This is a genomic window from Paraburkholderia sp. RCC_158, assembly GCF_041355255.1.
Taxonomy (GTDB): domain Bacteria; phylum Pseudomonadota; class Gammaproteobacteria; order Burkholderiales; family Burkholderiaceae; genus Paraburkholderia; species Paraburkholderia graminis.
Window position 1 is genome coordinate 389538 of record NZ_JBFUPM010000001.1, and the last position, 24388, is coordinate 413925.

Here is a 24388-nt window from a genome sequence, read left to right on the forward strand (position 1 = left end):
GCAATTCAGAAATGAGAGCGGTTGCCTGGCCGGCTGCCGCTGTGTGCCGCGAGTCTTGCAGTGCGCCCTCGGTGACTGAACTATCGGCTTTGCGCAGGCATTAAACAAACGAGAAGATTTGCGTCGGCGGGAAAGAAAAACTACGGCGGTTCTGGATGCCGATGGCTAAACGGTCGTGCCGAACGCACCGGCCACCGTGACACGCCCGCCTGGCGGGCACGCGACATGCGGCGTGCAATCCAGCGCTGCGGCTTCGGCGGCCCGGTCATCGGCTAGTCGAATCGAATGCGGCGCGCAATCACGCTCAATGGCGAGGCGTTTATGAACAAGGTCTCTTCACCCGCCGCGGTGCCGAAAAAACACGGAAGGCTGCGCGGCGCTTTCACCACCGTGGTCAACGCAGGCAAGCGCTTCATGTCGGACCGCTGCCCGATGATGGCCGCGAGCGTCGGCTTTTACTCGGCGTTCTCGCTTGCGCCGACGCTGCTGATGGTGCTCGCGGTCGCCGGCTGGTTCTTCGGCGAGGACGCCGCGCGCGGACGTCTGTTCGAGCAGGTGCGCGGCATTATGGGCAAGGACGCCGCGGAAGCGATGCAGACCATCGTCGAACACGCGCATCGCGCGAGCGGCAGCGGCATTGCCGCCGTGGTGTCGGTCGTGTTGTTGATCATCGGTGCGTCGGCGACTTTTACTTCGCTGAACACCGCGCTCGACGTGGTGCTCGAGGCGGAGAAAAACGTCAAAAGCAAGGGCAGCATTACGTGGCTCGTGCGCACGCGGCTGGTGTCGGTCGGCATGGTGCTCGGCCTTGGCTTTCTGCTGGTCGTGTCGCTCGTGCTCGACACGGCGATCACGTTCGCCGGACACGCGATATTCGGCGATTCGCCGTTGGTCGTCGTTACCGCGATCGTGCAAACGGTACTCGGCCTGATCGTGCTGGGCGCCGCGTTCACCGCCCTGCTTCGGTGGATGTCAGACGCGCAGGTGAGTCTCCCCCATGCGGCGGTCGGCGGCATGACGGCGGCGATACTGTTTTCGGTCGGACGGCATCTGTTCGGGCTTTATCTCACGCATGCGGGCACCGCGAGTTCTTTCGGTGCCGCAGGCTCGCTCGCCGTGCTGATGATGTGGCTGTATTTTTCGGCGGCGGTGTTTCTGTTCGGCGCGGAGACGACAGCCGAACTCGCGGGACGCAATGAAGTAAAAGACGAGGAGAAAGACCGGCCATTGTCCGTAGGCGCGGCGCGCTCGCGCGGTTAAAACGCGCATTGCAAATGAAAAAAGCGGCCTCGCGGCCGCTTTCGCATGACTAGTGCTGCACGCCCCAGCGCCGCACCGTCACCCGTTCCAACGTATCGAACACGAGATGTTCGATCAAGAGCCCGATCACGATTACCGCTGCAAGTCCCGCGAAAACGCGGTCCGTGTAAAGCTCGTTGCGATTCTGGAAAATGTACCAGCCGAGTCCGCCGTTGCCGGAACTCGCGCCGAATACCAGTTCGGCCGCGATCAGCGTGCGCCACGCAAACGCCCAGCCCACCCGCAAGCCGGCGAGAATCGACGGCAACGCGGCCGGCATCAGAATCAGCAGTACGTGGCGCATTCCCGTCAGGCCGTAGTTGCGTCCGGTCATGCGCAGCGTCGCCGGCACCGACTGGAAACCGGAGTACGTGTTGAGCGCGAGCGGCCACAGTACCGAATGCACGAGCACGAATAACAGACTGCCGGTGCCGAGACCGAACCAGAGCAACGCGATCGGCAACAGCGCGATGGAAGGCAGCGGGTTGAACATCGCAGTGAGCATCGACAGCAAATCGCGGCCCACACGCGTCGACACAGCCAGCGACGTCAGCACGAACGCAAGCGCCGCACCCAGCAGATAACCGCGCAGCAGCACGGACATCGACACCGCCGTTTTTTGCAGCAATTCGCCGGACAACACGCCCTGCACGAACGCGATGAAAGTCGCGCCGAAGGTGGGCAGCAGCAGATCGTTATTGACCACGCGCGCGGCGATTTCCCACACGGCGATCAACACCAGCGCGATCAGCACCTTGCGCACCCAGCTTTGCGCGAAGACGCGTTTGCCGAGCGGCAATGGCGCTTCGAGCACGAAGTCGCCAGGCGGTTCGAGCGGGCGTTCGTATTCGTCGCGAATCGGCGGCAATAAGGTGGCGGGCGAACTCATTGCGCGGCCTCCGTCTCTTCGAACAACAGGCGATGAATACGCGCGACGCTGCGCTGAAAATCGTTGCGCCCGAAGCTGTCGTGCGAGTACTGATGACTGTTCAACTCGGCACGCACGCGGCCCGGATGCGGCGACAACAGCAGAATGCGGTTTCCCACGACCAGCGCTTCCTCAATCGAATGAGTCACGAACAGCAGCGTGAAATTGACCTCTTCCCACAAACGCAGCAGTTCTTCCTGCATCTTGCGGCGCGTCAATGCGTCGAGCGCGGCGAACGGCTCATCCATCAGCAATACACGCGGCTGCATCGCGAGTGCGCGCGCAATCGCGACGCGCTGCTTCATGCCGCCCGATAACGTGTGCGGATACGCATTCGCAAACGCAGCGAGGCCGACCTTGTCGAGATAATGCAACGCACGCTCATTTGCTTCGGCACGCGCAAGCTTCTTCGCGACGCGCAGCGGAAAGGCCACGTTTTGCAGCACCGTTTTCCACGGCGGCAACTGATCGAACTCCTGGAATACGACGATGCGATCGGCGCCAGGACCGCGCACGAGCTGACCGTCGAGCGAGATGGTGCCCGAGCTCGGCTCGATGAAACCGCCCACGGCCTTCAGCAACGTCGACTTGCCGCAGCCCGACGGGCCGAGCAGCACGAAACGGTCGCCGCCGTAGACGTCGAAGCTGACCTCGTGCGTCGCGCGGACAATGCGCTCGCGCGTGCGGTATTCGAGGCTGACGTTCTCGACTGCGAGCAGTTTTTCGCTGACGGCGGGACCGCTGCGCACGGCGCGGTCAGCGCGTTCGGGAAAGAGTAGCGTGGGATTAGCCACCATCGGATCGCTCCCAGGTTGCGGATTGCGCGAGCGGCTCACCACCGCCCCGCAGTCCGCTGAAGTTAGAAACACGAAGCGTCATGCTCAACTGCCTGCCGCGGTTGCCGGGTCGTCGAAGAAATAGTCTTTCCACGACTTCGGCTCGTTTTTGATCGCCCCCACGCGATACATGAACTGCGCGAGAGCGAGCGTGTTTTGCGGCGCGATCTTGAACTCCACTTGCGGATTCTTGATGATCTTCAGGAGCAGCGCGCGATCGATTTTCGACTTGTTCACACGCAGATAAATATCGGCGGCGGCGTCAGGATTTGCCGCAATGAAACGCGATGCGTCGGCGAGTGCATCGACGAACGCGCGGTACGTTTTCGGATTGCCGTCGCGGAATTTTTCCGTCGCATAGAGAACCGTTGCGGAACTCGGGCCGCCGAGCACATCGTAGGAATTCAGCACGATATGCGCCTTCGGATTGCCCGCAAGTTCCTGATCCTGAAACGGCGGATTGCCGAAGTGACCGGTAATTTCCGTGCCGCCCGCGATGATCGCCGCCGCCGCATCAGGATGCGGCAGCGCCTGCGTGTACTTGTCGAGACGGTTGTATTCCTTGTCGCCCCAGCGCTTCGCGGCCGCGTATTGCAACACGCGCGACTGCACCGACACATTTACCGCCGGCACCGCGATGCGGTCTTTCGCGCCGAAATCGGCAATCGTCTTGACGTCCGGATTGTTGCTCACGAGGTAGTACGGCAGATTGCCGAGCGAAGCGACGCCCTTCACATTCTGCTTGCCGTGCGTGCGGTCCCAGATGGTCAGCAACGGGCCCACGCCCGCGCCGGCGACATCCACGGCGCCCGACAGCAACGCGTCGTTGACGGCGGCCCCGCCCGAGAGCTGCACCCAATCCACCTTGATATCGAGGCCCTGCTTGCGCCCTTGCTTCTCGATGAACTGCTGATCGCGCGCGACGTTCAGCAGCAGATAGACAATGCCGAACTGTTCGGCAATGCGGATCTGTCCTTCGGCATGCGCGGGTATAGCGGCGCTCATGCCGGCCGCGCCGATAGAAACGGCGAGCAACGTCGCGGTGAAACGACGCTTGAAATGATTGACTGTATGACTGAAAGCGGTCGAATGAAACCTGGCGAACATCGAAACTCCGATCGGCGAGTGGCGTTTAAGTATTTGAGTTGTGTGAATGTCACGGCGCGCTAGTCACGCACAACGATCAGAACGGCACGTCGCCTTCGATCGTCGTGCGATAAAGCTTGCGCCGCTGGTCATCCGGCGTGCCGGCCGCGAGGTGCATCAACGAACGGTTGTCCCAGAACACCATGTCGTGTTCCGCCCAGCAATGCCGGTACACATGTTCGGCGCGCACGCTGTGCGCGAAGAGTTCTTCGAGCAATTGCCGGCTTTCGTCTTCGGGCAAGCCGATTACACGCGTCGTGAAATGCTCGCTCACGAACAGCGCCTTGCGCCCCGTCTCCGGATGCGTCCGCACGATCGGATGCACGACCGGCTTCACTTGCGCGATCTGCTCGGCCGACAGATTCGGCCGCCACGGGCTGCGCTTTTGCAGTTCGGCGTACTTCGCGAGATACGTGTGTTCGGCCGTGCGTCCTTCGACCGCGCTGCGCAGATGCGCGGGCAAGGTGTCCCACGCGAGATGCATGTTGGCAAACAGCGTGTCGCCGCCTTCGGCCGGCAATTCCTGCGCATGCAGCAAGGAACCGAGGCTCGGTTTTTCCTTGTAGGACAGATCGGAATGCCAGTAATGACCGGCATCGCCGAGACCAATTGGCTTGCCGTTTTCGACGATATTCGACACCACCAGCACTTCCGGATAGTCCGGCAACTGGAACTGATGCAGCACATGGATCTGCAACGGACCGAAGCGGCGGCTGAAAGCAATCTGCTCATCCGGCGTAATGCGCTGATCGCGAAACACCAGCACGTGATAGTCGAGATGCGCGCGATGAATGCGCGCGAAATCCGCCTGGGCAAGCGGCTTGCTCAGATCGAGGCCGAGCACTTCGGCGCCGAGCGGGCCGTCGAAAGCGCGAATCTCGATGGGCTGATCGGCAATGGCGCCGCCGGCGGCGTGGGCATCATGGGCATCGTGGGCGGCGGTGGAAGCAAAGGCTGTCGTCACGGGAAACTCTTCGTCGTATCGGGTCGCAGTCAGATGAATGTACCGGCGCGCGCACCCGACGACAACGAAGCAAATCCGATACGTTTATCTGCTGGAGTGATAAACCCGATGTTTTAACGCGCGACGACGCGCACGAGCAATATTACGGCTCCATGTCAGAGCTGGCCCGGACGCGGATCGGGCACGAAGCCATCGCGATTCGGCATCGCGACGCGCGGCAGCGATGCCGCGTCGAGCCGCGTGTCCGCGGGCACAATGCCGTTCTGGTTCAGCAGAAACGCGCTGACCGCATAGACCTCGTCGGCGGAAAGGGATTCGGGCGCGTTGTACGGCATCGCGCGGCGAATATAGTCGAAGAGCGTCGTGGCGTACGGCCAGTAGCTGCCCACGGTGCGCTTCGGCTTCGCGCCCGACAACGTGCCCTGGCCGCCCACGAGCGGATCGCCGAGACCGCCCTCGCCGCGCGCGCCGTGACACGCCGCGCATTTCGTGGCGAACACGCGCGCGCCGGTGGCCACGTCGCCGCTGCCGGCGGGCAGGCCGCGCCCGTCGGGTGCGATGTCGATGTTCCAGGCAGCGATGGTCGTTTCGTTAAGCGGCGTGCCGATGCCGTAGGTCGCGCTTGCATCGCGGGAATCGGGCTTGATGGACGAGCACGCGGCGAGCGTCGTCATGAAAACAAGCGCGGCGATGCGCGTCGAAGGGCGTTCACGCATTGCGCACCTCGCCGCTCGCATCCACGCGCCATTGCTGGATCGCGTTGTAGTGGTACTGCGAATTCAGGCCGCGCGCGGCGACGAGTTGCGCGCGCGTGGGCTGCACGTAGCCGGTGGAATCGGTAGCGCGCGAAAGTATCTCGGCCGGCGCGCCGTCCCAGCGCCAATCCGCTTCGAAACGAGTCAGCGCACGGTCGCGTGCCGCGCCATCAAGACGCGCGAGCCGCCATGACGCGCCGCCATCGGTGGAAACTTCGACTTTGCGGATCGTGCCGCGCCCCGACCACGCAATGCCGCTAATCGCGTAATAACCGTGCGTGGTGAGGCGATGCCCCGGCGATGGCCGCGTGATGACCGACTTCGCATCCATCTCGAACACGAACTGACGCGCGGTGCCGTTCGCGAGCAGGCTCGTATATTTCGACGTCTCCTCGCGCGTTTGCAGCGGCGCGTCGACCACCTTGAGTCTGCGCAGCCACTTCACATTGGTATTGCCCTCGAAGCCGGGCACGATGAGCCGCAACGGATAACCGTTCTCGGGCCGCAAGCGTTCGCCGTTCTGCGCATAGACCACGAGCGCGCGCTCGAGTATGCGATCGAGCGGCAGGCTGCGCGTCATCGCGGCGGCGTCGGCGCCTTCCGCGAGCAGCCACGCGCCGCCGTTAGCGTTGCTTTGCGCGGACACGCCGCCGACCTCTTCTAGCAACGTGGAAAGACGCACGCCTGTCCATTCGCAACACGACAGCAGACCGTGCGTCAGTTGCACCGGCAAGCCGCTCGGACCATTCCATTCGCTGCCGGTATTGCCGGAACATTCGAGGAAATGGATGCGGGATTCAGCGGGCAGCCGCAGCAGGTCGTCCATCGTGAAGAGCTTCGGCGTGCGCACGAGGCCGTGAATCGCGAGCCGATGCTGATCGGCGTCGATGTCGGGCACGCCGCCGTGATGACGTTCGTAGACGAGGCCGTTCGGCGTGATCGTGCCGTGCAGGTCCGCAAGCGGCGTCATCGACGAAGCCGCGCCGGGCAGCGGCCATTGGCGGGCACTTCGGCGCACGACGCCGGCCTCGCGCGGCGACGGCACGCCATACGGATGCTCGAGCACCGGCGCGCCCGGCACGCGGCTCGACGGCGCGACTTCGAGCGGCCTGAGCAATTCGCCCGCGGCTGCCGCCGCGCCTTGCGACGCGACCAGACCGCCCGCCGCAAGACGGCCGAGCAGACGGCGGCGGCTACGCGACGAAGGTGGATCGGGCGGCAGATTTAACGGCGTGTTGCTTTGGCTCATTGCGGCAGCGGCGCTTCATGGAGAAGTCGACGATGCTAGCAATGCGATGCGCCGCGGCAAAACGATCAATCGTGATATGCATTGCAGCGAATGCGGGCTTTCGCTTTATTCGCTACTGGCCACGCTCACTCGACCGTAGCCGGCGACGCCTTCACGAGATTGCGCAGCGTGAGCCTCGCCTCCAGCCCGCCGCCGGCGCGATTATGAAGTTCGAGCGTGGCATCCATCGCAAGCGCGAGTTGACGCGCGATCGCAAGGCCAAGCCCTGTGCCGCCCGTTTGCCGATTGCGCGATCCTTCGATCCTGTAGAACGGCTGGAACACATCTTCGAGCGAATCGGCGGGAATGCCCGGGCCGCGATCGAGCACGGAGATGGTGGCGTGCCTGTCCGGCGACATCGCGATCTCGATCTGCGCCGCGCCGCCGAACTTCAGCGCGTTATCCACGAGATTACCGACGATGCGCCGCAGCGCCTGCGGCCGCGTCATCAGCGGCATGTCGAAGCGGCCATGCAGTGACACGGCCTGGTCGGCATCCACGTAATCGCAAACGAGGCTGTCGAACAGCGCATCGGGATCGATGCGGCACGGCGTTTCCGTCGCGCCGTGCAGCGTGCGCGCATACGTGACGCCCTCTTTCACGAGCGCTTCCATTTCCTGCAAATCCTGGCGCAGCTTCGCGCCTTCGGCTTCGGCGTCCATCATGTCGACGCGCAGACGCATGCGCGTGATCGGCGTTTGCAGATCGTGCGAAATGGCCGCGAGAATCTGCATGCGTTCGGTCACGTACATCGCAATGCGTTCCTGCATGGCGTTGAAAGCGCGAGCCGCGCGTGCGATTTCGGAAGGCCCGCTTTCGCTGAGACGCCCGGCCTTGAGATCGGGGCCGAGCGCATCGGCGGCTACCGCCAACTCGTTGAGCGGACGCGTGGCCGTGCGCACCGCGAACCAGCAGCAGCCGAGCAGCACCGCGAGTTCCAGCAGCAGCACGAGCGGCAACCAGCGCGACAGCGGCGCGCCGGACATCGGCCGCATGTCGATGGTGAGCGGCGAGCCGTCGCTGAGCTTCAGATGAACCTGCAGCCGTTCGCGCTCGCCCGGCACCGCATTCACCGTGAGCGGGTAGTTTGTGCCGATGCCATCCGCGATGGAGCGCGCGACGCGCGCCGACAGATTCGCATCCACCGGGCCGCCGCTCACGCCGGGGCCCAGCATGAACTCGTAACTGCGCCGCGCGAGACGCGGCAGCCATTGAGCGCGTTCGTTAGCGGGCAGATGATCGAGCAGCGCGACCGAACTCACGACCTCGCGTTCGATGTAACCCATCATCACGTTCGTCATGGTCTGGTCGCGTTCGGTCATGGTGAGCCAGAACGACAGCGCCTGCGCCGACGCGAGTCCGACGAAGAGAATCAACGTCAACCTCGCGAACAGCGTGCGCGGCCAGTGCAGCGACCGAAGAAATGTCATTGCGGGTCCCCGATCACGTTCACGGCCGCGGAAAACACATAGCCTTCGCTGCGCAGCGTCTTGATGTAACGCGGCTCGCGCGCCTCGTCGCGCAAGCGCTGACGCAGACGGCTCACCATCAGATCGATTGAGCGGTCGAATTGATCGGCCTGACGGCCTTGCGTGAGATTGAGCAGTTGATCGCGTGTCAACACGCGCTGCGGATTGTCGAGGAATACGCGCAGCAAGCGGTATTCGGCGCCGCTTAGCGCGACCATCGTGCCTTCGGCGTCGAGCAGATGACGCGCCGTGGTGTCGAGCCGCCAGTCGCCGAAGCCGAGCATTTGCGCGCTTTCGGTCACCTGCATGCCGGGCGGCAGCATGCGCGCGCGGCGCAGCACCGCGCGAATGCGCGCGAGCAGTTCGCGCACCGCAAAGGGCTTGGGCAGATAGTCGTCGGCGCCCATTTCGAGGCCGAGAATGCGGTCCGCTTCTTCATTACGCGCGGTGAGCATCAGCACGGGCACCGTGCGAAATTTGCCCGCGCGCAGTTCGCGGCATAGCACGAGGCCGTCTTCGCCGGGCATCATCAGATCGAGCACGATCAGGTCGGGTGCGCCCTGCTCGAGAGCGGCGCGCATTTGCCGCCCGTTGGCCGCGAGCGAAACCCGCATGCCGTTCTTCTCCAGATAGCCGGCGATCAGTTCGCGAATGCCGCGGTCGTCGTCGACGATCAGTACGTGGTCGATCGTGTCCATGAATGGATCATCTCTTTTGACGTTTCACCTGCACCCGGCTCGCGCACAGCATCGAACACTGGACCGGATGCGCCCATTCGGCCGCCACACCGCCCGCGATGAACGCGATGATTGCAAGCAGCCGCTTCATGCGTCCTCCACGACGGAAAGACTGGCGCCGTCGGAAAGACCGGCATCCAGCGTATACGGATCGATCCCTTCCAGGCAACCGATATTGACGCGCCACAGCTTCGCGTCCCGGCGTGTCTGATGAAACGGATAAATACCGCAGTGCCTGCAGAAGAAATGCTTCGCGACGCGCGTGTTGAACTGATACAGCGTGAGCGCGTCCTCGCCTTGCGTGATCGTCAACTGGCCGGCCTCGAACGGCGGGCTCATCAGTGCGCCCTTGCGGCGGCACAGGCTGCAATTGCAGCGCGCGGCGGGCGCAAGCGGTGTCCTGACCTCGAATTTGACGGAGCCGCAGTGGCAGCTTCCCTTTAGCGTTTCGGTGTTCATCAGCATCTCCGTGACTCTCGATGCCTGCTTTATAACGCGCGGCCGGCCGCAGTTTATGTCGCAATGTATCCGAACCTGTATCTGACACAAAACATTGCACCGGTGCGCTCTAGCTGGGTTGGCCCGCGTTCGGCCGCGTTTCGCCCGCGTTTCGCCCGCGTTTCGCCATTTCGCGGCGCGCGGCGTCGATCAATTTGTATCGCACTGTATATGCGGCGCCGCGAGATACACAGCATTGCAATACGCCGCTTCGCCGACACAAGCCAGATACCCGGCGCGACTCTAATCTCATCAACGACGGATTCGAGGCCACGCCAGATGTTGCGATGCGGACATCGCCGCTCTTCGGCAAGCCTCGCTGAAACCCGACGGATGCTTTGCTTCCCACCTATTCTGGAGAACGACATGAAAGTTTCGATGATCGCTTTGGCTCTGGCTGTTTCCGCTACGACGCTTCCGGCTTTTGCCGCCAATCCCGCCGCTGCCGTGAGCAACGTCGACGGGCAGCACACGCAGCAATGGACGCCGGCGCAGAACACTGCGGCGAAGAGCCGCCTGGAGGTTCGCCAGGAACTGGCGCGTGCGACGAAAAGCGGCGAGTTGGCATCGCTGAACAAGATTTACCAAGGGAGCTAAAGCGGGCTGCTAAGCGGCCACGCTCTTGGTACTTTTCCTTATCTACCGACTTATTACCGACGGAATCGATCATGACCCAATCAGACAAAGTGCTGTATACCGGCAAGACCCACACCACCGGCGGACGCGATGGTGCGTCGCGCAGTTCGGACGGCCGGCTCGACATCAAGCTCGGCTCGCCCGGCGCATCCGCGACCGGCACGAACCCCGAGCAGATGCTGGCCGCGGGGTGGTCCGCGTGCTTCATCGGCGCAATGGGTATCGCGGCGAAGACGCTGGGAGTCGCACTGCCCGCCGAAACCGCCGTCGATGCCGAAATCGATCTGGCAATGAACAATAGCGGCTACTTCCTGCGCGCGCGGCTCAATGTCAGCCTGCCAGGAATCGAACGCGAGACTGCGCAGAAGGTCACGGATATGGCGCACCAGACGTGTCCGTATTCGAAGGCGACGCGCGGCAACATCGACGTGGTGATTACTGTGGTTTGATGGCGACCGCGTGTGGCTCGCTGCATGACGCCGGCGCTCTTTGCGGAGCGCCGGCGTGTTTGTCTTTGGGTCTGCACCGCAGCGAGCGCGCTACGGCGCAGCGTTCCCATCGTCGTCGCCGGTTACACCGAATTCGACGGGCGTCTTCACGTAGAACAGATGCACGTCCTGGGCGCGCAGCCGCTCGAACAACCTGGCCGCTTCGTCGCTCGTTACCGCCATCACGACCGATAACGGCTGATCCGCCAGCTCGAAAAAATGCGCCGAATGCACACGATGATGGTGGCCGATGCCCTCGCTCGCCGGTATCACGGTCGCGCCGCGCAGACCGAGTTCGCCGGCCAGAACGACGAGCCAGTCGGCCATCGGCTTGCCGCGATGCCGCCGATCCTGCTGCGTGAAAAAAGTGATCTGATAGCCGTTCATGGCGACGTCTCCTGGATGCGCTGCGGCGCCGTGCCGTCCGATTGCGCCGCATCGGGCGCGGGCCACGCGTCGGCGCCGACGAGCGGCACGAAGCTCACTTCGCCAAGCGAGCAGCTTTCGTAGTCGTCCTCGCTGCGGCGCACGAGTTTGACGAGCTTCTGATAGTGCCGCTCGCGGCCGACCGGCATCACGATCCGGCCGCCGATCGCGAGCTGCTTGCGCCATATCCGCGGAATATGCGGGCCGCCCGCTGCGGCGATGATCGCGTCGTACGGCGCATGTTCCGCGAGTCCCGCCGTGCCGTCGCCGAGATAAACGGTCACGTTCGAAATGTTCAGCCGCGCGAGAATGTCGCGCGCCATCGCGACCAGGTCCGCGTGACGCTCGATCGAATGGACATGGGCGGAAAGTGCGGCCGCGACGGCAGCCGCGTAGCCCGAACCGGTGCCCACGTCGAGCACGATGTCGGCGGACGAAAGCTCCGCGGCCTCGATCATCGTTGCGACGATCGCCGGCTGCGAGATGGTCTGATCGTTGCCGATGGGCAGCGGCCTGTCTTCGTAAGCGAGATCGCGCAGACAGTCGGGCACGAACGCTTCGCGCGGCACGCGGCGCATCGCATCCAGCACACGTGAATCGCAAATGCCGCGGCGGACGAGCTGCCGCTCCACCATCCGCTCGCGGGCCTCGTTGAAATCGCTCATGGCCACCTCCGTCTTGCAGCCGGCGTCTGCCTGCCTGCGTGCCGCGTTGCAGCAGATAGCCGCAGCGCACGCATCGACACGTTTGCCGGCGAATGCGGGACCTACATTCAGTCTACGCGCAGAACGAGTCCGACAAAACGGGCGGCGAAGATGGCATTAAACGGTGGACGTGCCCCTCAAACCGGCTCGGCCGGAATCTCCGGTTCGACCAGCTTCGCGAGTTGCATCAGCGATTCCTGCCAGCCGAGGTAGCACATCTCCACGGGTATCACCTCGGGCACGCCTTCCTGAAGAATCGAGACTTCGGTGCCGCACAGCACCGTGCGGAACGTGATCGTCGCGAACATTTCGCCGGGCAGATTCGGATCGTCGAAGCGGTCGGTATAGCGGATTTTCTCGTTCGGCACGAGTTCGACGTACTCGCCGCCGAACGAGTGGCTGTGGCCGGTGCCGAAGTTGCGAAACGACATCTTGTAGGTGCCGCCCACGTGCCCTTCGAAGTGATGGACCTGGCAAGTAAAGCCATACGGAGGCAGCCATTTCGCGAGCGCGTCCGGTTCGAGGAACGCCCGATAAACGCGTTCGGCAGGCGCGCGCAGCACGCGGTGGAGTTTGATGGTTCCGGTAGTCATGGTAAGCCGCCTTTCGGTTGAGAAGTTGGACACACTGCTACGACGATTCGACGGCAGCGGAATCGACACGCTGCGCGATAAAAATCGTCACGCGTTGTGGGTGCCGTTACGTCGGCCGGACACCGCGGACGGCTCAACCCGCCTCTGAGCGATAGACTACCAACACAGCTCTTGCAGGAGAATCTCATGCGGCTCGTCGACTGGAATATTCAGTGGGGACGCGGCGTGGATGGCCGCGTCGATCTCGCCCGCATCGTGCGCGAGGCGCGCGCGCTGTGCGATTTCGACATCATGTGCATGCAGGAAGTGACGCGCGGCTTTCATGAGCCGCAGCAGATGGGCGGACTGGCCGGTGGTCCCAGCGCCGATCAGTTCGCCGAACTCGCCGCGTTGCTGCCCGGCATGACCGTAATCGACGCGATCGGCTCGGACCTTCCGGGCGTCGGCGTCGGCGGCGGCAAGCAGCGGCGGCAGTTCGGCAACGCGATCGTCACGCGTCTGCCGGTCAGACAGGTGCTGCGCCACTCGCTGCCGTGGCCCGCCGACCCGGCGAAGCCGTCGATGCTGCGCGTCGCGCTCGAGGCCGTGATCGATACCGACGTCGGACCATTGCGCGTGATCAGCACGCACCTGGAGTTTTATTCGGAAACGCAGCGGCTCGCGCAGGTCGAGAGGCTGCGCGAGCTGCATCAGGAAGCATGCGGGCACGCACGCCGCCCGGCGCGCGCCGAGAAGCAGGACAGCCCGTTCGCCGACAGCGGGCGGCCGATGAACGCGATTGTCTGCGGCGACTTCAACAGCGCGTTCGAAAGCGCCGCGTATCGCAAGATGCTCGAGCCGATTGCCGGCGCGCCCGCATTCGCCGACGCCTGGACGCTCGCGCACGGCAACGACGCACGCGCCGCGACGGTCGGCCTGTACGACCGCGAGCAATGGCCGGACGGACCGTTTGCCTGCGACTTCGTGTTCGTCACCGAAGACCTTGCGCCGCGCGTCGCGTGCTGCGAGGTCGACGCGCACAGCCGGTCGTCGGATCATCAGCCGATGTGGCTCGAACTGCGCTGAGCGGCAACGTACGACGAAAGCGCGGGCCGCGCGCTAGATGCGCGGCAGGTCGTCGATGCATTTTTCGATGTGGCCGTCGGGGACGTCGGTGTCGATTCCGTCATGCCCGTTGGTGTGGGAGACGGCCACGATTTTCGGCCCGAGAAAGCGCGTGCCGCCGAGCGTGAAAAGCGACCAGACAGCGTCGCCGCGACGGATCGCGGCCACCACCTGAGCGACTTCGACGATCGAGGTCGGCGACAACCAGCTGCGCGTGGCGGGGTCGACCGTGGCCCAGCGCACATGCGTGATCCGGTCGTTCGAAGGGTTGATGCGCACAGCGTCGATACCGAATGTAGCCATGATATTTCCCCCCAGCACCCTGGCACTGACGATCCTAGCATGATGGTCCAAGCCGTCCGGCGGGGCAAGGGGCAGCGTTGCGGGACTTCCGCGTCATTTACCCGCGCCGGGAAACTCGCGGCAACCGAGCAGCAGTCGGTCGCCCGGCACCGCGCCTGGCGCAAGCGCCGCGGCGTGCGTCTGGCCGTCGCCGCACTGCCATTGCGCTGTCAGATCGCTGCGGCATGACAGGACGCCTCCACCGGCGACGTCACCGATCAGCATGTAGGTTCAGGCTGTGCGGCCATCGCATCGACGCGCGAGGTCGAGCGTGGCGTTGCCCTCCTGCTGGCCGCAGTTTCGGCCGTAGGTTCCTGCGACGATTGTTATGGTGTTCGATGGATTCGCGTCGGCCGCAGATGAGTTGTAGCTGGCGGACGCCTGGAATGTCAGGGATGCCAGGCATGTGGCACTCACAAGCATTCTGGCGCGCGACGCAGCGAGTCGGCGGATTTTCATGAGCGGCCTCCGGGGGGCCGGACGGCAGGGGTAAACCTATTTTAGGCGCTGCCATGCGATACGCGGGGCCGCGAGACGACTAATCGAAGAAGACCAGCCAACCTGCGAAGGCGCGGCTCTATTGCCTGATTGCGGTGGCTCTGCCCGAGCACTTCGCAAATCCGGGGTACTGGCGAGCGGTCACCGGAACAACCGCTCCCCACACTACCCCCACTGCATATCACCGCAACCCCAACCACCAACCCTCACCGCTGCCCGTAAATCGCAATCGTCACCCGCCGGTCTTTCTGCAGGCAAGCAATGACGGCAGGCGTTTCACCCGGCGGGCAATGGGAAACCGGCTGCGACGATCCCGCGCCCGAAGCGCGAATGCGCTCAGCGTCGAGGCCGTGCGCCACCAGATACGCCTTCACGGTTTCGGCTCGCGCCTGCGACAGCGCACGGTTGCTCTCGTCTGAACCGATACGGTCGGTGTGGCCCACCACGTCGATGCGCGTCACGCCGTCTTCCTTGCGGATTTTCTCGATCGCGGCGTCCAGTTCGGCGCGGCCGCGCGGCAGCATCGAGTTGAGGCTCGATTTCCCGAACGGAAACAGCGCCTCGCCTTCGAACGTAAACTGTTCGAGCGCCGCCGGCTTCGCCGCGACCGGAGCGGGCGCAACCGGTGCGGCGTCGCTCATCAAGTCCGCACACTGTGGATCGCGCCAGTACGTCGCGCTCACGCGCATGTTCTTGTCGAACTGCACCTGATATTGACACGACACCACCCGGTCGCCGCGACGGAAATCGAACAGGTAGTTCCAGACATGATTGCCCACGAACCACTCGTTAAAGTGCGGCGGCCCGATCAGGTCATAGAGCTGGTCCTTGTTGAGCCCGGTACTCACGTTGCGCAGGTTCGCCACGTTCACGAACGTGCCGCCGGCCGGCGACGCGGACGTGGCGTCCGGAAACTTCGGCGGCGTCTGCGGCACCGCGCATCCCTGCATGACGACGGCAGCCGCGAGGCACATCGAAAGCAGCATAGCTGGTTGTAATTTCATGATTCGCTTGTTGTCTTGTTTGAGGTTTCGCATCGGCTCGGCTACTGCGGCTAGTGCGCTTTCCGCGCCTTCCGCGTCTACCACTGGTAGCCCGCGCCCATTACGGCGCCGTAGGTGCCGCGCGTGTTCGTCGAGACGGCCGCCTTGTAGACCCAGTGGTTGTTCTCCGAGATCGTGGAAACGCCGAGCGCCTGGCCCGACTGACCGCGATACACGCTGCCCGCAATCGACACCATGCTCTTGCCCGGCCCCGACGGCTGCGGCAGGCCGGCTACGGCCATCGCCGTGGCGGTGCCGCCGTCGGCGTCGCGGCGATACGAGTCGAGGTTGTTGCGCAGGCCGGCCACCTGGCTGTCCGTGTAGCTGTTCGCCTGTGACAGCGCGTTGCTCACGCTCGCGTTGAGCTGGCCGACGTTCACGGCATCGGTCGGCGCCGTGCCCGCCGCGACGTTGACGACCTGGCGCGTCGAACCCGCGGAGCCCACCGCAACCACGTTCGAGCGGCCGCCGTCGTCGCTGCCCGCACCGATTGCCGCAGATCCGCTGCCCGACGAAGTCGCGCCCGTACCCACGACCGTCGAGCCGTTGCCCGTCGCCTGCGAGCCGTTGCCGACCGCCGTGCTGTTCGAGCCCGAGGCGACAGCACCGGCGCCGCCCGCGGACGAGTTCGTGCCCGTCGACGACGGCGCCGTGTTGTTGCCGGTGCCCGGCGTCGACGTATAGCCACCGCCGTTATTGGTGGTGTTCTGGTTGATGAGCGTCGTGAGCTGGGAAGCGACGGCGTCGAGTTGCGAGACGTTCACGGCGTCGGTGCCGAGGCGCCCAGGGGCCAGGCCCGTGATTTGCCGGTTGCCGACGTTGATTTCCCCCGCCGACGATTGCGGACTGCTCAACCCATACGCCACGTAGTTGCTGAGCGCGCCGACCGTTGTCAGCGAGCCGGCGCCGAGCGCGATGCTGTTCGCCATCGTCGCGCTAGCTCCCGAGCCAAACGCGATGGCATCCACGGCACTGCTGCGCGCGCCCGAACCAATCGCAACGCTGCCGACGTTGGCCGCGCTCGAATTCGCGCCCTGCGCAATCGACTGTGCGCCGCCCGCCACGCTGCCGCTGCCGAGCGCTATTGCGTCGGCCTGCGCGGCGCTTGATGCCTGGCCGATCGCCACGCCGCCCGGCGCCGTCGCATCCACGACTGCGCCGTTGCCGATGCCCACGCCGTTGTCGCCGTTCACGACCGTCGTGGGGCCCACCGCGATGGACTCGGCGCCGACGGCGAGCGAGTCGGCCGCCGTCGAGTTCGCGTGGAAGTACAACTGCCCGGTCACGGCAAACGACGACAACGCGCCGGCAAGCTGACGCACCGTGACGGCGTCCTGCGCTTCAGTGCCGTCCGCGACGTTGGTGAGCTGGCGATAGGTGTTCGTCGACGCATTGCCGAACGACACCGCACCGAGCAGCGTGCGATCCGACGTGTTGTACGGAATCGAATGCGTGCCGTTGGCAATCGAACCGACGCCTGAGAGCACGGCGCGATCTGATACGGAGCCCGAACCAATCGCCACGCCGTCGTCGACGGTGACGCTCGACAGCGTGCCGAGCGCAAGCGAGTTGGCGTTCTGCGCCGAGGCCCCATTGCCCGCGGCGAGACTCGAGGTGCCGGCCGAGACCGCGGCCGGGCCGATGGCGATGCTGTCGGTGCCCGTCGCCAGGCTGTCCGCGAGCGTCGAGCTTGCGTGGAAGTACTTGATGCCCGCGCCGTTGTTGATGTTGTCGATGGCGGTACTGTTGGCCGTCACCTGCTGGTTGGTCGCGTAGAGCTGCGAGCCGTTCACGGCGTCCGTGCTGGATTGGCTCAACTCGCCCGCGGCCACGTTCTGGATCTGCCGCGTGGCGCCCGACGTGCCCACACTCACGACGCCCGCGGGTGCGCCGCCGGCGAAGGTGTAGCTCACGCCGCCAATGGTCGCGCCCGACGTCGGTGTCGCGGCCGTGGTGGTGGAACCCGCACCCAGCGCCACGCTGTTCGCGACACTGGCGATGGCGTTGGAGCCGACGGCCACCGCGTTCGCCGCCGTCGATTGCGTGTTGCCGCCCACGGCGATTGCATCCGTGCCCGTGGCGACAGAATCGGCCAGCGTCGAATTCGCGTGGAAGTACTTGATGCCCGCGCCGTTGTTGATGTTGTCGATGGCAGTGCTGTTGGCCGTGACCTGCTGGTTGGTCGCGTAAAGCTGCGAGCCGTTCACGGCGTCCGTGCTGGACTGGCTCAACTGACCTGCGGCCACGTTCTGGATTTGCCGCTCGGCACCTAACGCGCCCACGCTCACGACGCCCGCAGGCGACGCGCCGGCGAACGAGTAGCTCACGCCGCCGATGGTCGCGCCCGAGGTGGGCGTCGACGTGGTCGTCGTGGAACTGGCGCCCAGCGCGACGCTGTTGGCCACGCTCGCGTTGGCGCCCGAGCCGAGTGCGAGCCCGCGCGATGCGGCAGCCTGCACGACGGCCGTATCGCCCAGTGCAACTGAGCCCGCGCTGTTGGCCTGCGACGCGTTGCCGAGCGCGACGGAGCCTTGTCCCGTCGCCAGGTTTCCGTTACCGAGCGCGATCGCGCCCTGTCCGTTGGACGTGTTGTTCGCGCCCATCGCGATGGCGCCGTTGCCGATGGCCGAATTCGGATCGCCGATCGCCACTGCGCCGTTGCCGCTCGCCGTCTGGGCTTCGCCGAGTGCGACGGCGCCCGTGCCGCTCGTCACCTGCGAATTATGGCCGCCCGCAATGGCGCCGGTGCCGGCCGCGGCCACGACGATGTTGTTGGCGCCGAAGGCGACCGTCATCGTGGCGAGCGCCTGTGAGCCGATGCCCATTGCCGTCGCGCCTGCCGCGGACGCGACCGCCGTATAGCCGACCGCGGTGGCGTTGTTGGCGCTTGCCGTGGTCGCGCCGCCCAACGCCGTGGTCTGCACGCCGGTGGCGAGCGCGTTGATGCCGAGGCCCGTCGCGTTCAGGGCCGTTGCATGAACGCCCGCACCCAGCGCCGTCGCGGAGGTTGCCGTGGCGCTCGCGTTGAGACCGAGCGCCGAGGTGTTGTCGACGGTTGCATTCGCGCCCGCGCCGAGCGCGACGGCCGAGGTGCCGGTCGCCCTCGCGAGATTGCCGAAGGCGCTGCTCGACAGTCCGGATGTCAGCGCGCCGACGCCCACCGCAACCGAACTGTTGCCGCTGGCCGTCGCGCCGCTGCCGAAGGCTTGAGCCGACGCGCCGCTCGCAATGGTGTTGTTGCCCATCGAGATCGCGAAGTTGCCGGTGGCCTGCGTGCCGGAGCCCGGTACGCCTGCGGTGCCGCCCACGCCGATCGCAATCGCCCCAGTGCCCGACGCGCCGCTGTTCACGCCGACCGCGACGCCGGATGCGCCGCTCACCATCGCGCCCGAACCGACCGCGACACCGGCATCGCCCGCGGTGGTCGTGATCGCCTGATTGCCGATGGCGACCGACGTGCCGGCGGCCGCAGTCGACAAGGGTCCGAGGGCCGTCGCGTGATCGCCCGATGCCGTTGCCCCGGCCGCTCCCGCGAACGAAGAGGCGCCCGAAGCGTTGGCAGCGCCCGCCGCGACAGCGGCCGCGCCCGAAGCGTTGGCGAACGATCCTAATGCGGAGCTACTGGTATTCGACGCCTTGGCGCCGGGTCCTAACGCACTGGAATTGAGGCCGGTTGCGCCTGCCGAAGTACCGTAAGCCGCAGCACCTTGAGCCGTTGCGCTGGACAGATAGCCGGTCGCAGTACTGTTGACGCCGCTCGCAACACTGGTGCTGCCGATCGATACGGCGCTGGCTCCCGACGAAACGGCGCCGAGCCCTACCGCAACGGTGCCCGTGGTGCTCGCCGTCGAGTTAATACCTACGGCCGTCGAATTGTTTCCGGAAGCCAGCGCGCCTGGCCCCAGTGCGCTCGCTGAGATGCCCGTGGCGATCGCCAGGTTGCCCAACGCCGTGGAGTTCTGCTGCGAGGCAGTCGACCCTATACCGATTGCGATTGCACTGGTCGATCCGCTCGCGCTGCCGCCGTCCAACGCAAACTGCGCATGCGCGCTCGGGGCGGCGAGTCCGCTGCCCAGCAGCACCAACGCCGCCGCGGCAAGCGATGGCATGGCACGACCACGGCTGCGCGCGTCGGTTGCGTCGCTGCTTGCGTCGGCGGCGCAGACATTGACGACGCCCGCAGACGCGCCTTTGCCCTTGCCGTTGGCCCGGTCGAGTTCGGACGCGGCGACGAAGGCGCCGAGCGCCGCGTTCCACACAGTGCGGTAAGTTCGATTCATAGATTTCCCTGCCTGTAAGCGGCGTGTTCCACACAGACGCATCACGCACTCATGGCAGCTTGAATCTGCATAAGTGCGATAAACGTCTGCCGAGCTAAATAAATAACCGTTTCTTATCGACGAATGAGGTCCTCGCCTCGAATAATTCGAGTCGAACGAATAACGTCAGACAGGGGCGAGCAAAAATACCCGCAATCCGATCGATTGCGTATTTTTTAAGCGCTGGTTGTCGTAATTCCGTTACCTGAATCAGGCGAGAACCCGGTGAAACATAGAGTAAGGGATAGGCCGATGGAAAAGAGAGCGGACAATATTGAACAATTGTCACTGAAATGTGACAAAGTTGAACGGGCATGCCGACAGTCACGGCTCGCCTGCCTGTCCGGGCGTCGGCAAAGTCAAGAAACAGGCCGACGCATGTCACATTTGACGTTTTTTTGTGCAGCCGGATTAATGCGGACTGATTGTTTATCCGTAATTCTCGAACCGGTCGAAATGCGAATTCTTTAAGCGCAAGACGCAATTGGCGTACCGCGCCATATATCGCGGCGCGATCCCGGTTTGTCGCAAAGGTTTTTCAAAGCTATTGAAGATTCTTCAGGAAATGCCGTCGCGCGCATTTGGCGCCATCAGCGAATGACTGTTATTCAGGCGAGCCGGATTTTTTCGGCAAAAGAAGCGTAAAGAGGGAACCGTGTCCCACTTCGCTCTCGACATCAATGTGCCCGCCGAGCGTGTCGATGACGTGCTTGACGAAGGCGAGCCCGAGTCCGTGTCCAGGCGCCGGATGATCCGACGGAAGCCGGAAGAATTCCGTGAACAGGTTGGGTATCTGATCGGCCGGTATGCCGCTGCCCGTGTCGGCGACGGTCACGGCCCAGCGCTCTCCGCGCTCACCTGCCGCCACTCTGACCGTCGCCCGCGGAGGGCTGAACTTGATGGCGTTGTCGATCAAATTGGCGAATGCCCGGCGCAGCAGCGGCGCATCGGCCACTACCAGCATGCCGGGTTCGGCGGCGAGGTGCACGGCTGTCTGCTTCGCGCTGGCCTGCGGCCAGAGATCGTCGACGGCGTCGCCCAGCAGCAAGGCCAGGTCGACAGTGCTCGCTGCGGGCGGCCGGCCTTCGGCACGCGCGAGCAACAGGAACTGGTCGGCGAGGCTGAGCGACCACTGCGCGTAGTGGCCCACGAGTTCCACGAAGCGTGACTCCGGCAGATCGGCGCCCGCATGGCGACGCTGCTCGATCAACGCGAGTATTGCGGCTTGCGGCGAGCGGATGTCGTGCGACAGAAAGCGCAGCGCAGAGTCGCGCTGACGTTCGGCGATACGCATCGGCGTGACGTCGGCCACATGAAAGATGAGCGCAGCGTCGCGCGCATGCAGCGCGGGCACCACCGCGCACTTGATGAGCAGCGAACGACGTTTTGCGTCGACAATTTCGATGCCGTCCATCTGTGCCGCAGATTCCACGCGCGATGCTGCGCTGCTCTCACTTGCGGCACGAGTAGCCGGCTCGGAACGCGCGGTCTCGGCAAGGCGTTGCAGCGCTCTTTGGACGTACTCGACGGCATGCTCGGAGGCCGTCATGTCGCGCACGACATCCGTCGCAAGCCGGCCCGCGGGACGCCGCGGCGAGTCTGGCGCGTGCGAGTCGGACTCGTACAGCGCGACGGCCTTCCGGTTCGCGAGCATGACGACGCCCGAAGACGCCACCACGAGCGTCGCCTCGGGCAGGCTGTTCATCCACTCGGAGATGAAAGACGCCGAACGCCGCAACCGCGCGACGACAGCGCTCATGACCATGACGCGGCGATGCAGCGGGTCGATCGCGGGTCGATGCATGGGCGGCTCGCCGGGGAAGCCAGGCTCTGCCATTGCGCGCGCCGCCGCCTCGCTCAGATAGCGTAACAGCGCCTCCTGCCGCCGCCACGCGCTGACCGGATAGGCCACGAGACAGGCGGCCACCGCGGTGCCTGGAAAGAAGAACACGTGCATGGTGTTGAGCAGCACGAGCGACGCGGCGCACGCCGCGAGTGCGAGCGCCGCGGCGGCGATCAACCCCGAGCGCGGTCCTAGCGTGAACTGCGCGGCGCACAGCAACGGCAGCATGCACAGACTGAACAGAAGTTGAGCGGCTGTCGGCGCTGCACGCACGAACGAGCCGCTCGCGAGCGCACTCGTCGCTTCGGCGAGAAACTCCACGCCCGACAGCAGATGCCTCCCGCGGCCCGGCGTGACGAAATGCGTGTCGGCGGCGCTCGCCGTCGGCCCGACGATAACGACCGCGTCCTTTAACGCGCTCGAAGCCACGCGGCCTTCGAGCATATCGACGAACGAATACGACGCGTAGGACCGCTCGCGTCCGAGCGGCACGTAACGGCGGCACGCGCTGAACCAGCGGCCGGCCTCGCGTGCCGGCGCTTCGCCGCATCGCGCGACAGACAAACCACCGGTACGCAGCAGCGCCACGCTCATGTGCTCGTAGACGGCGGACGGTCGACCTTCCTGTAGATAGAAACTGCGCGTGGCGCCGTCGGCGTCCGGTGCGGCGTTGGCTTCGGCAAGCGCAAAGGCCGCCTCGGCCATCGGCGCGACGGGTTCGATGACTTCCGGCATGCCGGCTGTATCGGCGTCGCCCGAGACAACCACCACCGGCAACACGACGCGGCCATTGCGCTTCATCGCGTCCGCGAGTCGATGGTCGCCGGCCGGCTGGAGCCTTCCGTGGTTGGTCATGGCCACGTCGAGTCCCACGGCTGCGGCTCCGGCGGCGGTCAACCGGTCGATGAGCGCGGCGTAGTCCTTGCGCGGCACGGGCCATCCGCCGAGCGCCTGCACGCTCGCGTCGTCGATGGCGGCCAGCACGATCTTCGCCGGCGACGGCCTTTGAAGGCGCGGCTGCGCGATGTCGAAGAAGAACAGATCGGCGCGGCGCAATACGCCCGACATCGTCAACGCCACACATACGAGCACGAGGAACACGCCGAGCGCGAGGCATTCACGCGCCATGTCGACGGGCGCGGGGCTGTCGTCGGCGTGCATCAGCGCGCGCCCGAGAGGTTGTCGACCGGCTGTCCCGCTGGTCGGACACGCTCACAGGCCGCCCGCTTAGGCCGCTTAGCCCGCTTACTCATAGGCGAGTCCGGCCGGCGCCCACTGCGCCGCCTGCACTGGTTGCGCAGGCGAATGATGGCTCGACGCCGCGGGATGAAGCGTGCGCGCCGGCACGGCCTCGAGACGATAACCGTGCGTGTAGACGGAACTCAGCCGCAGTCCGTTTTCAGGTGCGAGCGCAAGCTTCTGGCGCACGCGATAGATGTGCGTGTCGAGCGTACGCGAAGCCGGATCGAGTTCACGCCCCCACGTGCTGATGCTCACCACCTTGCGCGATAACAGCTTGCCCAGATTGTTGAAGAAGAACGCGATGAGATCGAATTCCTTCGGCGTGAGTTCGATGCGTTGACCGCGCAGCGACACGGTGCGCTCCACGGAATCGAGCACATACTCGCCCGCGCAGATGAGGCCGCCGTGCTCGTTGCCGCGCGTTGCGCGCCTCAGCAGCGCGTTCACGCGCGACACCAGTTCTGCGACGCGAAACGGCTTCACCAGGTAGTCGTCGGCGCCCGCTTCCATCGCGAGCACGACGTCGTCTTCGAGCGATTTGCTGGTCACGAACAGCACGGCAGGCGATGCGCCGAGCGTGCGGCGAATCCAGTAAAGCAGTTCGAAACCGGTCATTCTGGGCAGCAGCCAGTCGACAATCACCAGGTCGAACGGCTCCGAGCGCAGCAAGCGGACCGCCTGCTCGCCGTCACTCACCTCGACGATCTCGTGCCCGAGGGGCTCCACGACCCGCGCCGCGGATTTCGCGTGAACGGGATCATCTTCGACTATCAGCACACGCATGGGTGTCATCCTTCATTAGCACTTGGGCGGCATGGCCTTCACGGTCGTTGCGCTGAAACCCGGCGGCATCTGCGCGACGCATGCTCGTTGCACGACACGGTGTGCAAGCACGGGCGCAGCAGACCCGTCCTCGACATGCGAGGAGGCATTAACCGTTGGCATCGAGACGCGAAGTAGCAGGCCGAAAATTGCTCAGCGGCCGGCGCAAGGAGCGCGTGGGAATGCTGATTGAAGTAGATTGACTACCTGTTTTTGGCCGTATCGACAGCCTGTTACCCTCTGGGTGCTCATATTGGCGTGCCCTCACCAAGCTGCTTGTTCGGTCGTTCGGTTTGTTCGGTTGCGCTATCGGTGCGTCCGCGTGGCACGAACTCTCCGACAATCGTCAGTATCTCTTTTCGAAAACTCTGCGAGCACTATCTTTTGTCCAATGCGGCAACACGCGTC

23 protein-coding genes are annotated in these 24388 nt (G+C 64.8%); 4 read left to right on the forward strand and 19 right to left on the reverse strand.

The features are described from left to right. The first annotated feature begins 321 nt into the window (after positions 1–321). On the forward strand, positions 322–1260 hold the full coding sequence (locus tag AB6809_RS01710) for a YihY/virulence factor BrkB family protein (RefSeq protein WP_029966737.1): 939 nt from the start codon (positions 322–324) through the stop codon (positions 1258–1260). 49 nt (positions 1261–1309) lie between these two features. On the opposite strand, the gene AB6809_RS01715 is transcribed toward AB6809_RS01710, so the two are convergent. The 10 genes from AB6809_RS01715 to AB6809_RS01760 all read right to left on the reverse strand — a co-directional run bounded on the left by AB6809_RS01715 (position 1310) and on the right by AB6809_RS01760 (position 9881). Continuing rightward, positions 1310–2188, reverse strand: a complete 879-nt coding sequence (locus tag AB6809_RS01715) for an ABC transporter permease (RefSeq protein WP_029966738.1) — start codon at positions 2186–2188, stop codon at positions 1310–1312. Beyond that, a complete protein-coding gene (locus AB6809_RS01720) occupies positions 2185–3024 on the reverse strand; it encodes an ABC transporter ATP-binding protein (protein ID WP_029966739.1) in 840 nt (279 codons plus the stop codon). Before AB6809_RS01720 ends, AB6809_RS01715 begins: the two co-directional genes overlap by 4 nt. An 84-nt stretch (positions 3025–3108) precedes the next feature. After that, entirely contained in the window at positions 3109–4170 is a 1062-nt protein-coding gene (locus AB6809_RS01725) for an ABC transporter substrate-binding protein (RefSeq protein WP_029966740.1), read from the reverse strand. A 76-nt stretch (positions 4171–4246) separates the two neighbouring features. Beyond that, positions 4247–5173, reverse strand: coding sequence for a TauD/TfdA dioxygenase family protein (locus tag AB6809_RS01730; RefSeq protein WP_371025967.1), 927 nt, complete (start codon positions 5171–5173; stop codon positions 4247–4249). A 155-nt stretch (positions 5174–5328) separates the two neighbouring features. Further along, positions 5329–5889 carry a c-type cytochrome gene (locus AB6809_RS01735; protein ID WP_029966743.1) on the reverse strand — a complete coding sequence of 187 codons (561 nt, stop codon included), beginning with the start codon at positions 5887–5889 and terminating at the stop codon, positions 5329–5331. Beyond that, positions 5882–7177 (reverse strand): sulfite dehydrogenase, encoded by a 1296-nt coding sequence (gene soxC, locus AB6809_RS01740; RefSeq protein WP_051153890.1) that lies wholly within the window; start codon positions 7175–7177, stop codon positions 5882–5884. The genes AB6809_RS01735 and soxC overlap by 8 nt, the downstream gene beginning before the upstream one ends. A gap of 125 nt (positions 7178–7302) precedes the next feature. Then, on the reverse strand, positions 7303–8646 hold the full coding sequence (locus AB6809_RS01745; RefSeq protein WP_029966747.1) for an ATP-binding protein: 1344 nt from the start codon (positions 8644–8646) through the stop codon (positions 7303–7305). Further along, positions 8643–9383 carry a response regulator gene (locus AB6809_RS01750; RefSeq protein WP_006049554.1) on the reverse strand — a complete coding sequence of 247 codons (741 nt, stop codon included), beginning with the start codon at positions 9381–9383 and terminating at the stop codon, positions 8643–8645. The genes AB6809_RS01745 and AB6809_RS01750 overlap by 4 nt, the downstream gene beginning before the upstream one ends. A 7-nt stretch (positions 9384–9390) precedes the next feature. After that, positions 9391–9513, reverse strand: coding sequence for a hypothetical protein (locus AB6809_RS01755; protein ID WP_006049555.1), 123 nt, complete (start codon positions 9511–9513; stop codon positions 9391–9393). After that, positions 9510–9881: a GFA family protein gene (locus tag AB6809_RS01760; protein ID WP_029966748.1), complete on the reverse strand. Its 372-nt coding sequence runs from the start codon at positions 9879–9881 to the stop codon at positions 9510–9512. The genes AB6809_RS01755 and AB6809_RS01760 overlap by 4 nt, the downstream gene beginning before the upstream one ends. Before the next feature lie 405 nt (positions 9882–10286). Here AB6809_RS01760 and AB6809_RS01765 point away from each other — a divergent pair, with 405 nt between their 5' ends. Then, positions 10287–10517, forward strand: coding sequence for a DUF4148 domain-containing protein (locus AB6809_RS01765; RefSeq protein ID WP_029966749.1), 231 nt, complete (start codon positions 10287–10289; stop codon positions 10515–10517). Between the two features lie 71 nt (positions 10518–10588). After that, entirely contained in the window at positions 10589–11005 is a 417-nt protein-coding gene (locus tag AB6809_RS01770) for an organic hydroperoxide resistance protein (RefSeq protein ID WP_029966750.1), read from the forward strand. 90 nt (positions 11006–11095) lie between these two features. Here the strand turns inward: AB6809_RS01770 and AB6809_RS01775 are convergent, their stop codons facing one another. The 3 genes from AB6809_RS01775 to AB6809_RS01785 form a co-directional block, all read right to left on the reverse strand. After that, positions 11096–11431, reverse strand: a complete 336-nt coding sequence (locus tag AB6809_RS01775; RefSeq protein ID WP_029966752.1) for a DUF190 domain-containing protein — start codon at positions 11429–11431, stop codon at positions 11096–11098. Then, positions 11428–12135 carry a protein-L-isoaspartate(D-aspartate) O-methyltransferase gene (locus AB6809_RS01780; protein ID WP_029966754.1) on the reverse strand — a complete coding sequence of 236 codons (708 nt, stop codon included), beginning with the start codon at positions 12133–12135 and terminating at the stop codon, positions 11428–11430. Before AB6809_RS01780 ends, AB6809_RS01775 begins: the two co-directional genes overlap by 4 nt. A 176-nt stretch (positions 12136–12311) precedes the next feature. Further along, positions 12312–12767 carry an SRPBCC family protein gene (locus tag AB6809_RS01785; RefSeq protein ID WP_029966756.1) on the reverse strand — a complete coding sequence of 152 codons (456 nt, stop codon included), beginning with the start codon at positions 12765–12767 and terminating at the stop codon, positions 12312–12314. 186 nt (positions 12768–12953) lie between these two features. Between AB6809_RS01785 and AB6809_RS01790 the strand changes: the two genes are divergently transcribed. After that, positions 12954–13832 (forward strand): endonuclease/exonuclease/phosphatase family protein, encoded by an 879-nt coding sequence (locus AB6809_RS01790; RefSeq protein ID WP_029966757.1) that lies wholly within the window; start codon positions 12954–12956, stop codon positions 13830–13832. A 33-nt stretch (positions 13833–13865) separates the two neighbouring features. Here AB6809_RS01790 and AB6809_RS01795 read toward each other — a convergent pair whose 3' ends face one another. From AB6809_RS01795 to AB6809_RS01820, 6 genes are all read right to left on the reverse strand, one after another. Further along, entirely contained in the window at positions 13866–14174 is a 309-nt protein-coding gene (locus AB6809_RS01795; RefSeq protein ID WP_006049563.1) for a hypothetical protein, read from the reverse strand. 93 nt (positions 14175–14267) lie between these two features. Continuing rightward, complete coding sequence (locus tag AB6809_RS01800; RefSeq protein ID WP_307260070.1) at positions 14268–14438, reverse strand: hypothetical protein; 171 nt, start codon at positions 14436–14438, stop codon at positions 14268–14270. Between the two features lie 479 nt (positions 14439–14917). Continuing rightward, entirely contained in the window at positions 14918–15748 is an 831-nt protein-coding gene (locus AB6809_RS01805) for an OmpA family protein (RefSeq protein WP_035569616.1), read from the reverse strand. 44 nt (positions 15749–15792) lie between these two features. After that, a complete protein-coding gene (locus AB6809_RS01810) occupies positions 15793–20034 on the reverse strand; it encodes a YadA-like family protein (RefSeq protein WP_029966759.1) in 4242 nt (1413 codons plus the stop codon). 643 nt (positions 20035–20677) lie between these two features. Continuing rightward, positions 20678–23077 (reverse strand): CHASE2 domain-containing protein, encoded by a 2400-nt coding sequence (locus tag AB6809_RS01815; RefSeq protein ID WP_029966760.1) that lies wholly within the window; start codon positions 23075–23077, stop codon positions 20678–20680. A gap of 84 nt (positions 23078–23161) precedes the next feature. Continuing rightward, entirely contained in the window at positions 23162–23941 is a 780-nt protein-coding gene (locus AB6809_RS01820) for a response regulator transcription factor (RefSeq protein ID WP_029966761.1), read from the reverse strand. Positions 23942–24388 lie beyond the last annotated feature (447 nt).